Source organism: Actinoalloteichus hymeniacidonis (assembly GCF_014203365.1).
Taxonomy (GTDB): Bacteria; Actinomycetota; Actinomycetes; order Mycobacteriales; family Pseudonocardiaceae; genus Actinoalloteichus_A; species Actinoalloteichus_A hymeniacidonis.
In genome coordinates this window covers 2,939,877-2,951,469 of record NZ_JACHIS010000001.1, presented here as the reverse complement: position 1 = coordinate 2,951,469, position 11,593 = coordinate 2,939,877, and the positions used below count along the sequence as shown (strand labels likewise).

The following is an 11,593-nucleotide window of genomic DNA, read 5'->3' as shown; positions in this document are numbered from 1 at the left end:
CCGTTGGATTCGCGCTCAGCACATATCGACGCGGGCCGGGCGGGGCGGGGGATCATGAACGCACCAGCCGCAGACACCGTGGGCGGTGACGTCAAGCGCATCACCCGGATGGCGGTCCCGCTGTATCTGTCGATGGTGGTGGTGTCCTTCAGTGCGCTGATCAACACCGCCGTCCTCGGCCGACACGCCACCGCAGCGCTGGCCGGGTTCGCCGTCACCGTGGCGGTCTACTCCCCCGCGATGGCCGCCGTCTCCGGTGCGGTGCGCGGAATCATGCCGTTGTTGGCGAGTAAGACCGACGATCGCGCCGGCCTGCTGACCGTGGTCCGTGACGGGACCTGGCTGGCGGTGGTCGTCGGAGTCGTCGGCGGCGGCGCGGTCGCCGCCGTGCCGCTGCTGGCCACCGCCAGCGGTGTGCCCGACCGCACCATCGAGAGCCTGGGCGCCTTCCCCTGGTTGATGGCGGGCGGTGTGCTGCTCAACGGATTCGGCTCGATGGCGACCTCCAGCCTGGTGGCGCTCGGCAACAGCAAGGCCGTGCTACCCGCAGGCCTCGCGGGCGCGGCCTGCACGGCCATTCTGTCGTTCACCCTGGTCACCGGCTTCGGACCGTTTCCGGAACTGGGGCTGGCAGGCTCGGGTTGGGCGCTGCTGCTGTCCAATCTGGTCATCACCACCGTGATGCTCGCGGCGTTGCGCAAGCACCTCGGCGTCCCGCTGCGCAACCTCATCAGCGCCCGCTTCCACGTCCGGAAGGTGCTGGCGCTGGCCAAGGTCGGCATCCCGATGGCGGGCACCGTCCTGGTGAAGTTCGCGGTGCTGGGTGTGTTGGCCCTGGCTGCGGCGCGGATCAGTACCTCCGACGCCGCGGTGCACAACATCGCCACCAGCCTGGTCGGAATCACCTTCACCGCTGCGGTCGCCGTCGGCCAAGCCGGCCTTCCCGTGATCAGCAGGTACGCCGCCACCGACGAACCCGCGCGTCTCTACCAGGGAGTACGGGCCGGTCTGATCGTGGTCATGATCGCGCTCGGCGTGCTGTGCACCCTGGGTGTGGTGTTCCGCTCCGGCATCGCCGGTCTGTTCACCGCCGACCCCTCGGTGTCCTCGACGGTGGCTCTGCTGCTTCCGCTGGTCGCCGTGGCGATCCTGGGCGACGGCATCCAGGCCGTCCTCGGTTTCGGGCTCACCGCCCTCAAACGCACGGTGCCCAGCTTCCTGGTGTTCGCCGTGGTCTACGGGGCGCTGGCGCTGGTCAGCATCCCGATCGCCACGACGACCGGCATCACCGGCCTGTGGACCACGTTGGTGGTCGCCAACGCACTGGTCGCCATCGGACAGGGCTTGGCATTCCGCCGAGTCGCCGCGCGGGTGGTGGCCGAGGGAACGGCACGCGCCAGACAGGTGACGGAGTAAAGCAATGCCGGTGATCCGCGCTCCGCATGAATTCAATGTGGACGACTTATTCGTCGACCTGAGTGGCGTGGTCGGGCACTCGATGCATCTCAAATGCGAGGGATTCAATTTCGCGGGCTCCATCAAGATCAAGGCCGCGTTGGAGATGGTGCAGGCCGCCGAGCGTGCCGGGGTCCTGCACCCCGGTGGCACGCTCGTCGAGTCCTCGTCGGGCAATCTCGGCGTCGCGCTGAGCACCATCGCGGCCAACCTCGGTTACCGCTTCATCTGTGTGACCGACCCGAGGTGCGCGCCCACCTCGGTGACGATGATGCGGGCCCTCGGCGCCGAGGTCCACGTGGTGCGTCAGCCGGACGGCCGAGGCGGCTATCTCGGCACCCGCATCGCCAGGGTGCGCGAACTGTGTGCGGCCGATCCCGAGCTCATCTGGCTCAACCAGTACGCCAACCCCGGCAACTGGCGGGCGCACTACCGCCGCACGGCGCCTGCCATCGCCCACGAGTTCCCGAACCTGGACGTTCTCTTCGTCGGAGCGGGCAGCACCGGCACCCTGATGGGCTGCGCACGCTGGTTCCGCGACGCGGGCGCAGCGACCAGGGTCGTCGCCGTCGATGCCGTCGGGTCGGTGACCTTCGGCGGGCCACCCGCGCGACGCGCGATCCCCGGTCTGGGCACCAGCGTCGCGCCCGCGCTCCTGGACCGCGATCTCGTCGACGACGTCGTCCACGTCGACGACACGGAGACGGTCGCGGCGTGCATGCTGCTCGCCTCGGCCGGCTTCCTGCTCGGCGGTTCGAGCGGGACCGTGCTGGCCGGTGCGCTGGCCTGGTCCGCAGTACACGATTCCGACCGCACGCTGACCTCGGTGGCGATCGCCCCCGATCTCGGTGAGCGCTACGCCACCACCGTCTACGACGAGACGTGGGTGACCAACGAGGTGACCGCGCCGAATCAGCGTCGCGCGAGCCAGCCGACATCCGTCCCGATCGAGGAACGGCCGAGAACCTAGGAGCGCCAACGATGTCCGGATACCGGCTGCCCGACCCTCGACGTACCGACGCCCACCCCGGTCTGCTCAGCATCGCGGACTTGGACCCGGCGGATTTCCGGTGGCTCGTCCGCCGCGCAGGCGAGTTCTACCGCGATGTGGACGCGCATCGGGAACCCTTGGCGCGTCGGGTGGTGGGCGTGCTGTTCACCAAGACCTCCACCCGTACCCGCACCGCGTTCAGCTCCGCCGCGTTGCGTCTCGGCGGACGCGTGATCGCCTACGGTCCGGACGATCTGCAGACCAACACCGGGGAGACCTGGGACGACACGGCACGGGTGTTCGGCTCGATGCTCGATGTCCTGGTCGCCCGCACCGCGGGACCGTTGGCGGACCTGCGGCGGTTCGCCGAACACGGCGGGCTCCCCACGGTCAACGCGATGGCCGCCGAGGAACATCCCACCCAGGCGCTGTGCGATGTGTCGACCCTGGCCCTGGCCGCTCCGAGCGGACAGCCGGACGGGGTGCGCGTGCTCTACGTCGGCGAGGGGAACAACACCGCCACCGCCTACGCCGCCGCGGCCGCGTTGATTCCGGGCAGCACCACTGTTTTCGCCACCCCGCCCGGTTACGGCCTGCCCGATGGCTGTCTGGATGCCGCCCGCGCGCGGGCGGCGGACACCGGGTCGGGTGCACAACTGGTGGAGGTGCACGACGTCGAGGAGGCCATCGCTGCAGGCCACGATGTCGGCGGCGGCATCGACGCCGTCTACACCACTCGGTGGCAGACCACCGGCACGAGCAAACCGGATCCGGATTGGCGGATGGTGTTCGCGCCGTTCGCCGTCACCCAGGAGTTGCTGGACCGTTTTCCCGGTGCCGCGTTCCTGCACGACCTCCCCGCCCACCGGGGTGAGGAGGTGGCCGCCGAGGTGCTCGACGGGCCGCGTTCGCTGGCCTGGGCACAGGCGCGGATGAAGGCCACCAGCGCCATGGCGGTCCTGGAGTGGATCTGTCGTTGAACCACGAGGGCGGACGCCGGGGTCGGGTCGGGATCCGGCCAGGCCCCTGGTGATCGGTGGCGCGCGATGACGCGATCACCAGCGGGGATTAACCATCCACGCACCCGAGTTGAATCGGATCATGGCAGATCTGAGCGCCCGCGCCGTGGCAGCGGACCTATTCGACCGAGTACGCTCCGGCGCCGCACCGACCGAGCTGGCGGAACACTACGACGAGGATGTGGACTGGTTCATCCCCGGTGATACCTCGGTCGTACCGTGGATCGGCCGCAAGGTCGGCCGTGCGGGCGTCGCCGAGTTCTACACCCAGCTCGCAGCCGGCACCGAGCTGGCGCACTTCGGAATCGACACGATCATCGGCGACGGAGACCGATGCGTCGTGCTCGGCGGGCTGCGTACCACGGTTCTCGCGACGGGCCGGGTCATCGAGACCGACTTCGCGTTCGACGTCCGGGTCCGCGACGGACTCATCACGCGGTACCACATGTTCGAGGACACCTGGGCCGTCGCCTCGGCTTTCGAGCCGACGACCTGATCGCCGTGGTTTTCGCGAAAGCCGCCGCCCGCATCCACGAGTCGCACGATCGCGCCGTTGGGGACCCGAACCGACGCCGCAACTGTTCGCGCTGATCGGGTTCCAGGCGGGCGTGGCATTCTGGGCGGCCGAGTGACACCACGGGTGGGCACTGCGGCTCCTCCCGTGTTCCGCCAGGTCTAGGCAGGATTGTCGGAGGGACACATGCAGCGAGCCGAGGTCGACGAGAACTTCGTCCGTGGGCTGCTCCGGCAGCAGCACCCGGACCTGGCGGACCGGGAGATCCGTCCGGTGTCCGGTGGTTGGGACAACCAGCTCTGGCGGCTCGGCGCGGACCTCGCGGTGCGGCTGCCGATGACCGAGCGGGCACCCGCGCTGCTGGCCAAGGAGTTCCGCTGGCTCCCGGAGATCGCGCCGAGGCTGCCGCTGCCGGTTCCCACACCGCGACGGTTCAGCACGCCGGTCGTGCCGTTCTCGAAACCGTGGAGCATCGTGTCCTGGGTGCCCGGCAGCCCGGCGGACGGGGTGGAGGTCACCGAGGCAGCGGCCTCGGCGGAGGTTCTCGCCGACTTCCTCCGTGCGTTGCATCTGCCGGCACCGTCGGACGCGCCGACGAATCCCAGTCGCACCACGCCGTTGCCGCAGCTGTCCGACGTCTTCGAGACGCAGCTGGTCGAGCTGGCCGAGCTGGTCGACTCGCCCGTCGCCGTACGCAGAGTGTGGGAGCGGGCCATCGCGGCACCGGAATGGTCCGGTCGGCCCGTGTGGCTGCACGCCGATCTCCATCCGGCCAACGCGGTCCTCGTCGAGGGTGCACTAGCGGGCATCGTCGATTTCGGTGAACTCTGCGCGGGCGACCCCGCCATCGACCTCGCCGCCGCGTGGAAACTGCTGCCGCAGGGCGCGGCCACCGCGTTCCTCACCGACTACGGGGTATCCGATGAGGCGACGGTGCATCGTGCACAGGGGTGGGCGGTGCTGACGGCGTTCTCGCTCCTGTCGATAGGCCGGGCCTGGGACCGAGGCGAGCCGGGTGGCAAGCCGACCTGGGGCCGAGCGGGCCGCCGGACGCTCGAGCGGGTGCTCGCCTTCGGCTGATCGGCTCGGGTGGCACGACCCGCTCGCCGTCGAGAATGAACGATAGTGCAGCATGCTGAACATGTGTTCAGTCAGGCTGGATGATCGGACCATGAAGGCCCGCATCCGGGATTCGGCCGTCGACCTGTTCGGCGGCAAGGGTTTCGCGGCCACCAGCGTGCGTGCCATCGCAGAGGCGGCCGGAGCGAGTGCGGCGCTGGTCATCCACCATTTCGGCACGAAGGACACGCTGCGTGAGGCGTGTGATCGGTACGTGCTCGACGCGGTATTCGATCAGAAGGACGAGCTGATCACCGGCGATCTCGGCGGCGTGATCGGTTCCTGGCTGGCCGACGTGGATCGGTACCAGCCGCTGCTCGACTACCTGGCGCGGATGCTGGTCGAGGACTCTCCGGCGAGCGCGGCGCTGTTCGATCGAATCGTGACCCGAACCGAGGCAATGCTGGCGGCGGGGGTGCAGGCCGGAATCATGCGCCCCAGCAGCGATCCGCGCGCCCTCGCCACCATTCTGGCCACGCAGGGCCTCGTCCCGCTCCTGCTGCAACACCATCTCCAGCGCGCGCTGGGTGCCGCTCACGCGCCGGGCGATGTCGTTCGCCGGATGACGATCCCGTTGATCGAGTTGTACACCCATGGCCTCTACACCGACGAATCGATTCTCGCCTCGACCCGGCAGGTGCCCGACGGTACCGACGGATGCAGACCGACCGAATAGCAGGAGCAGCGCAGATGCCCACCCTGGACTCCGGCGGAACCACGCTCTACTACGAGGTGCACGGCGCGGGACCGCCGCTGTTGCTCGTCCACGCCATCAGTGCGGGTGCCGACATGTGGCGTCCGCAGGTGGATCACTTCGCCAAGAGCCACCGGGTGATCACCTTCGATGCCCGGGGCGTCGGTCGGTCCGGGCCGATCACGAGCTGGCGACGAGTACTGGCGACAATGGCCGAGGACGTTCGCGCGCTGCTCGATCATCTCGATGTCGCACAGGCAGCGGTCTGCGGAGTCAGCTTCGGTGGCGTCCTCGCCCAGCAGTTCGCGGCGAGCCACCCCGATCGCGTCGAGCGGCTCGCCATCGTCGACTCCTACAGCGACTCGCGCCCCAGCACTATCGGCCGGGCCGCATGGCTGCTCTCGGTCTACGCGGGCGCCTCGTCGAATCTATTGCCCAATCGGGTACTGCAGTCGGTCATCGAGCGGCAGTACCGACGCTGGCCTCTCGCGGCGGAGACCCTTTCCGCCGCGGTCGCCCGTCTGCGGGGCACCGATGCGCTCAAGACCCGACTCGCGATCAACCTGGTGAACTTCGTGCCCGCCCTCGGCGCGGCGAGCTTCCCCATCCTCGCGGTGGTGGGCGAGGACTCCTGGCCTCGCTCGATGCGGTTCGCGGCAGAGCTGCGCAGCGCCGTTCCACGCACCACCGTGGTGCGGATTCCCGACTCGGCCGACCCCAGCACGCTCTGCCAACCCGCACGGTTCAACGAAGTGCTCCAGCGTTTCCTGGACAGCTGAGCCGACGCCGGGCCCATGGTGCGGCGCGGACATGGCTCTGCCCGCACCGCACCATGACCTTGTCGAACTCCGATCACTCTCCCGCGTAGGCGATGGCGGGCTGTGGAGGCGTGGACATGCCCTCGCCGAGGAAGTAGTCGAGATGGTGGGACTGCAGGTAGCCGTGCAGGGTCATGGCGTTGCGGTAGGCCGGGTTGTGGGCCAACGTGTACAGCCTGGTGTCGGTCGGCTGATCGGTGGTGAAGACGATCAGTTCGTCGTAGGCGGCGTTGGTGTAGACGACCTCTTCCCGCCAGTCGCCGAGGATGTCGCCGACCAGCGCCGGATTGACCCCACTGGCGTTGATCGCGCCGTGATCGGTGTTGCGCAGCAGCCGCGCCAGGCTGTTGCTCGGGCGCGGGTCCTCCGGGGTCCACTTCTCGAATTTGCCGTCGTTGAGCAGTTCCATGGTGAGGTCGCCGTCCCACCACAGGCCCAGGTGCGGCCATGGCGCCAGACTCGTGTCGGGTTCGGCGAGCTCGTCGGTGGGCGCGTTGTAGAGACCGGAGAAGGACCACACCTCCATGCCGGGGAACCTGGGGTCGATGTCACCCGCCATACCGCGTCCGACATCGCCGATGCCCTCGGCGAAGTGCTGCCAGATCATCTCGCCGGTCGCGGCGTCGTAGTAGTACTCGCGCAGCCCGCTGGGGTTGTCCTGCTGAACGCCATAGCCCTCCAGTCCCGGTCGCGACGGGTCCATGTCGGCGATGTGGAAGCGATCGCCATGCACGATGCCGTGCTCGGCCAGCGAGTAGCGCAGGGCGCCGTCTCCGTTGAGAACGAAGCCGATCTCGGCGATCTCGTCCCTTCCGTCGCCGTCGACATCGATGATGCGGGTGTTGTGTCCGTCAGGAGCATCCTGGTCGCCACGCAGCCACTTCCACTGTTGGACCAGCTCATCGCCGTCGAACCGCCAGGCGGCGATGACCAGATTGAAGCCGCCGTTGCCGATGCGGTTCTTCATGTAGCTCACCAGGCTGGCGTTGGTGCCGTCGAGGTGGCCGACGCCGAAGCGCGCGTACATCGGTCCGTCGGACAGGTAGTCGTCGGGTACGGGGGCGGTGGCTCGGGCCGCACCGGTCATGCCGTCGAGGATGGCGATCGACTGCCGGACGTCGTCGGCCTCGCGGTGGGTGGTGCCGTCGCCGAAGACGACCCCCTCGGCCACCCGCACGGCGACCTCCGCCCTGCCGTCGCCATCGAGGTCGCCGACGGTGACGCCATCGTTGTGCCCGACGTTGATCGTCGCCGAGCCGCCCTCGATGTTGTTCTGGTCCATGCTGTTCGGCCCCATGTCGACCTCCCAGAGGAACTCGCCATCGTCGGTGTAGGCCTCCAGCTTCTGCGGGGCGGTCTGGCGATCGATGACGTAGTCGAAGTCGCCGTCACCGTCCAGGTCGCCCACCCAGGCGAACTTGACCGGGCCACCGGCTCGCAACGGAATCCGCACCACCGGTTCCTGCGCGTGGTCGGCGCTCAGGGAGAACGACTCGCTCGGCGGTTCCGCGGTGCCGTCGACGACGGGCACGACGCGATAGCTGTTCTCCGCGCTCAGATCGGCGGCGGCGTCGACGAAGTTGGTGCCGCCGGTGAGAAGCTCGCCGTTGAGCTGTTCCCACTCGCCACCGGACTCGGATCGGTACACATCGAAACCGATACCCGCCGGGTCCAGGCCCAACAGTCGCCAGGACACCAGGACCTCGGTGTCGCTGGATCGTACTGCCACCACCCCACGGTCGAGTTCTTCCATCAATCGCGGCCCCACCGCCGAAGTGGCGTCAGGTGATTCCCCGGCAGACCTGGGTGCTGCGGTGCCCATCGTGGTGAGCCCCAGCACCAGGGTGGTGGCCGCAGCCACGGCCACGGACACGGTGGCCGCTCGCCGCCCGGGATGCCATCGAAGTCTGCGCAACATGAAGATCTCCTCGTCGTCGTTGACCGGACACTCTTCGCCTGCGGTGATCCGGAATGATCGGGTCGACCCACCGCCGCCAATGCGTGGCGGGCTCGGACCATGCCCCGGATCTCGCGTCGTCGCTGTCTGGTCGACGGGAAGCCTCGATGCCGACCAGGAGCGACGCGGCCGGCGTACCCCGTGGGCCCAACTGAGGAAAACGCTTTCCATCGGGGCCCTCCGGGTGAGAGGGATATTCCTGCCCGCGTCATCCGCTGCCGAACAGCAACGTCGATCAGCGTCATGTTGGCCGTGGAAGCGGTCAATCCCCCACCTGCCGCGTTCGCGGCGCCGTCACCGGCCCGACAACGGTTGTCACCCGGTCGAATGTCGACGCGCCAAGCGCACCGGCGGGTGCGCATCCACGGCTCGATCCGGCCGGCGGTCTCCCGCCCGCAGCGACCGACGCGCCGCGAAGGTCCCGAAATCCGGTCGCCGCGAGCCGCCCGTTCGGCCTAATCTCGCCGGATGCCGCTGATCGACATCACGCACTCTCCCGCCGTCCCCGACAAGGCACTGCGTCGACTCGGTGCCGTGTTGCCGCATCTGGTGTCCGTCGCGGTGGAGTGTCCGGAGGAGCCCTACGACCACGACCTGCAACCCGGCGATGTCGAGCTGCGGTTCCGCCAGTGGGGTCCGTTCGACCGCTGTGGTGTGGACGTCGTGATCGAGGTCCGTTCGAAGTGGACCGAGAGCAGGGCGGTCAACCGGCAGCAACGGGTGGACACGCTGCACGAGGCGATCATCGAGGCGACCGGGCTCGACGACGTGGGCGTCTACCTGTCCCTGCCGGTCGCGTCGTGGTCGCAGGGCGACTGAGACACTCGGGCCCGAGCGGCCCCATTCCGACCTGTGCTCAGACGACGTCCGGGGCGCATCCCACGATGGCCAGGATCGAGGTCGCGACCCCGATCGGCTCGACGCCGTCGGTGGACACCCGGTGCGCCGCGCCTCGGAACGTCTCGAGGCCTGCGGCTTCCCGCACGCTGCGCGAGATCGATTCCTCCAGCGCGCGTCCCACCAGGCCCCGGCGATGGTCGCCCGCCAGCGGCGGCCCCGCGCCGTCGGCCCGCCTGCGGATGCGTGCGGCCAGGGTGTGTGGGCCGGCTGACAGCAGGCCGGTGTCGACGCGGGTCCCGCTGCGGCCCAGTTCGTCCCCGAGGCGCTCGGCCAGATCGAGATCGGCGGTGACGACGACGGTTGCGGCGCCGTGCTCGGCGAGCACCCCGACCATGGCCTCGGTGTTGCGAAGGCGCAGCCCTGGAAGGCGAGCCCCGCGCGGGTCGTCACCGAGGAACCCCAACTGGTGGGCATCCAGATAGCCCGCGCGGTGCCCGCCGCCTGCCAGCTGCAGGAACACCTGGAATCCGACGGTCGACGCACCCACTCCTCCCGCGCCGGTCAGCAGGAGGACCCGATCCGTTCCGGGAGTCTCCCCGCGTTCCCCGGCGAGCGCTCCGGGAGGGGTGCCTGCCCGCACCGCGTGCGCCACCACCCGGGGCAGCAGCCGGGTCGCCACCTCGTCGGCCGTGAGTGTGCTGGTGTCGACCCGGATATCCGCTGCGACGGCATCGATCCGCGCGGCGTCCGCGATGGCCTGTTCGGCCGACTCGACGAGCCAGCCCCGACGAAGAATGCGTTCGCGGAGTACCTCCGCCCGGGCGGACAGCAGGCACACCAGAAGCCGGTCTACGGCGGGGTTCGGGAGCAGTCGCGGAAGTCGGGCATGGTCGTCGAGGAGGCCCGCGACGACCAAAACCCGCGCGCCCGCTCGCCGGTATCCGGGCGACAGGGCGCGCAGACCGACTCCGATCAGCTCCGACTCGGAGGCGGCGATCCCGGCCGCCAACCGCAGTTGATCAGCGTCGACGAACGCGGCATCGACGCCGTGAGCCGCTAAACGCGCGGCCAACAGATGACCGACGGTGGACTTCCCGACCCCCGAGGTCCCCCACAGCCACACGACCGGCAGCACAGCGGGAGCCTAGGTCACCGCGTCTCGGCGCTGCGATCGATTTTCGCCGACGCACTCGGGGGTGAACGGCGCACTCGAGGCCTCAACCTCACCAGATAAATAGTCTTCACCAATAGATCAATTGGGAAATTGATTCTTGTCTGATAAGTGCCGCGCGCTTAGCCTTCGCCTACTTGACGAAATCCCGATATCTGCCAAGACATCGGACCGCCGACGAAGGATGGCCCGCCCACATGACGGACAACGTGGAAGCCGAGTACGACGAATACCTCGCCGCAGGTCGCATCTGGGGACTCGTGGACCGCAACCGGATCAAGAAGATCAAATTCCCCCGGCTGTCCCCCGACATCGTCAAGCGATACCTGGCGATCGACGACCTCACGACCTCCGTCTCCGACGTCCTGGACTCCCTCGGCATCGACGGCGCCGTGCCCGCCTCCTACCTGCGGCCCCTGTCCACCGGCCAGAAATGTGTCGGCCCGGCCATCACCATCCGCAACATCCTGGAACGTAAGACCCCCACCCAGGGCTACGTCGACAAGGAACCCATCAGGATGTCCACCCGCGACATCTACTACCTCGCCGAACCCGGCGATGTACTGGTCACCGACACCGGCGGCGACCTCTCCATCTCCAACATGGGCGGCCAGTCGTGCGCCGTCGCCAAGACCGTCGGCCTGGCGGGCAGCATCGTCTACGGCGCGGTGCGCGACGCGAACACCATCCGCGCCAGCGGCTACCCGGTGTGGAGTTGCGGGGTCACCCCGATCACCGGCAAGTTCCGCATCGAAGCGATCGAGATGAACGGACCGGTCACCCTGCACGACGTCCGCGTCAACCCCGGCGACCTGATGGTCGCCGATGACTCCGGGGTCTGCGTGGTGCCCTACGAGCACGTCGAGCACGTCATCACCGAGGTCGAGAAGATCGCCGCAGCAGAGGAACGCATGACCTCCTTGATCCTCAGCGGCGCACCGATCTCCGAACTGCGACCGCTGTTCCGCAAGCGCTACAGCTGACCGCCGCGCAACAGCCCCCGCCCACCCCACGG

Annotated in this window: 11 protein-coding genes; 9 read left to right on the top strand and 2 right to left on the bottom strand. The window is 68.7% G+C overall.

The window, feature by feature from the left end:
* Positions 1–54: 54 nt before the first annotated feature.
* The 7 genes from BKA25_RS12305 (at position 55) to BKA25_RS12275 (ending at position 6,571) form a co-directional block, all read left to right on the top strand.
* Positions 55–1,416, top strand: coding sequence for an MATE family efflux transporter (locus BKA25_RS12305; RefSeq protein WP_084643041.1), 1,362 nt, complete (start codon positions 55–57; stop codon positions 1,414–1,416).
* Positions 1,417–1,420: 4 nt separating this feature from the next.
* Positions 1,421–2,425 carry a 2,3-diaminopropionate biosynthesis protein SbnA gene (gene sbnA, locus BKA25_RS12300; RefSeq protein ID WP_069849705.1) on the top strand — a complete coding sequence of 335 codons (1,005 nt, stop codon included), beginning with the start codon at positions 1,421–1,423 and terminating at the stop codon, positions 2,423–2,425.
* A gap of 11 nt (positions 2,426–2,436) precedes the next feature.
* Complete coding sequence (locus tag BKA25_RS12295; RefSeq protein WP_069849707.1) at positions 2,437–3,426, top strand: ornithine carbamoyltransferase; 990 nt, start codon at positions 2,437–2,439, stop codon at positions 3,424–3,426.
* A gap of 121 nt (positions 3,427–3,547) precedes the next feature.
* Complete coding sequence (locus BKA25_RS12290; protein ID WP_069849709.1) at positions 3,548–3,961, top strand: nuclear transport factor 2 family protein; 414 nt, start codon at positions 3,548–3,550, stop codon at positions 3,959–3,961.
* A gap of 204 nt (positions 3,962–4,165) precedes the next feature.
* Positions 4,166–5,059: an aminoglycoside phosphotransferase family protein gene (locus BKA25_RS12285; protein ID WP_069849711.1), complete on the top strand. Its 894-nt coding sequence runs from the start codon at positions 4,166–4,168 to the stop codon at positions 5,057–5,059.
* A 91-nt stretch (positions 5,060–5,150) separates the two neighbouring features.
* Positions 5,151–5,774 (top strand): TetR/AcrR family transcriptional regulator, encoded by a 624-nt coding sequence (locus tag BKA25_RS12280; RefSeq protein WP_172803796.1) that lies wholly within the window; start codon positions 5,151–5,153, stop codon positions 5,772–5,774.
* Between the two features lie 14 nt (positions 5,775–5,788).
* Positions 5,789–6,571, top strand: coding sequence for an alpha/beta fold hydrolase (locus BKA25_RS12275; protein ID WP_069849713.1), 783 nt, complete (start codon positions 5,789–5,791; stop codon positions 6,569–6,571).
* 73 nt (positions 6,572–6,644) lie between these two features.
* On the opposite strand, the gene BKA25_RS12270 is transcribed toward BKA25_RS12275, so the two are convergent.
* On the bottom strand, positions 6,645–8,528 hold the full coding sequence (locus tag BKA25_RS12270) for a rhamnogalacturonan lyase family protein (RefSeq protein ID WP_157421093.1): 1,884 nt from the start codon (positions 8,526–8,528) through the stop codon (positions 6,645–6,647).
* 507 nt (positions 8,529–9,035) lie between these two features.
* Here BKA25_RS12270 and BKA25_RS12265 point away from each other — a divergent pair.
* Complete coding sequence (locus BKA25_RS12265) at positions 9,036–9,386, top strand: hypothetical protein (RefSeq protein WP_069849717.1); 351 nt, start codon at positions 9,036–9,038, stop codon at positions 9,384–9,386.
* A 37-nt stretch (positions 9,387–9,423) separates the two neighbouring features.
* Here BKA25_RS12265 and BKA25_RS12260 read toward each other — a convergent pair whose 3' ends face one another.
* Positions 9,424–10,542, bottom strand: a complete 1,119-nt coding sequence (locus tag BKA25_RS12260; RefSeq protein WP_236750275.1) for an adenylyl-sulfate kinase — start codon at positions 10,540–10,542, stop codon at positions 9,424–9,426.
* A gap of 233 nt (positions 10,543–10,775) precedes the next feature.
* On the opposite strand from BKA25_RS12260, the gene BKA25_RS12255 reads away from it, so the two are divergent.
* Positions 10,776–11,561 (top strand): RraA family protein, encoded by a 786-nt coding sequence (locus BKA25_RS12255; protein ID WP_069849719.1) that lies wholly within the window; start codon positions 10,776–10,778, stop codon positions 11,559–11,561.
* Positions 11,562–11,593 lie beyond the last annotated feature (32 nt).

Bases quoted from the DNA above. Each gene is read 5' to 3' on its own strand.
- BKA25_RS12270 (WP_157421093.1), bottom strand. From the start codon at position 8,528: ATGTTGCGCAGACTTCGATGGCATCCCGGGCGGCGAGCGGCCACCGTG.
- BKA25_RS12285 (WP_069849711.1), top strand. From the start codon at position 4,166: ATGCAGCGAGCCGAGGTCGACGAGAACTTCGTCCGTGGGCTGCTCCGG.
- BKA25_RS12275 (WP_069849713.1), top strand. From the start codon at position 5,789: ATGCCCACCCTGGACTCCGGCGGAACCACGCTCTACTACGAGGTGCAC.
- BKA25_RS12280 (WP_172803796.1), top strand. From the start codon at position 5,151: ATGAAGGCCCGCATCCGGGATTCGGCCGTCGACCTGTTCGGCGGCAAG.
- sbnA (WP_069849705.1), top strand. From the start codon at position 1,421: ATGCCGGTGATCCGCGCTCCGCATGAATTCAATGTGGACGACTTATTC.
- BKA25_RS12255 (WP_069849719.1), top strand. From the start codon at position 10,776: ATGACGGACAACGTGGAAGCCGAGTACGACGAATACCTCGCCGCAGGT.
- BKA25_RS12295 (WP_069849707.1), top strand. From the start codon at position 2,437: ATGTCCGGATACCGGCTGCCCGACCCTCGACGTACCGACGCCCACCCC.
- BKA25_RS12305 (WP_084643041.1), top strand. From the start codon at position 55: ATGAACGCACCAGCCGCAGACACCGTGGGCGGTGACGTCAAGCGCATC.
- BKA25_RS12290 (WP_069849709.1), top strand. From the start codon at position 3,548: ATGGCAGATCTGAGCGCCCGCGCCGTGGCAGCGGACCTATTCGACCGA.
- BKA25_RS12265 (WP_069849717.1), top strand. From the start codon at position 9,036: ATGCCGCTGATCGACATCACGCACTCTCCCGCCGTCCCCGACAAGGCA.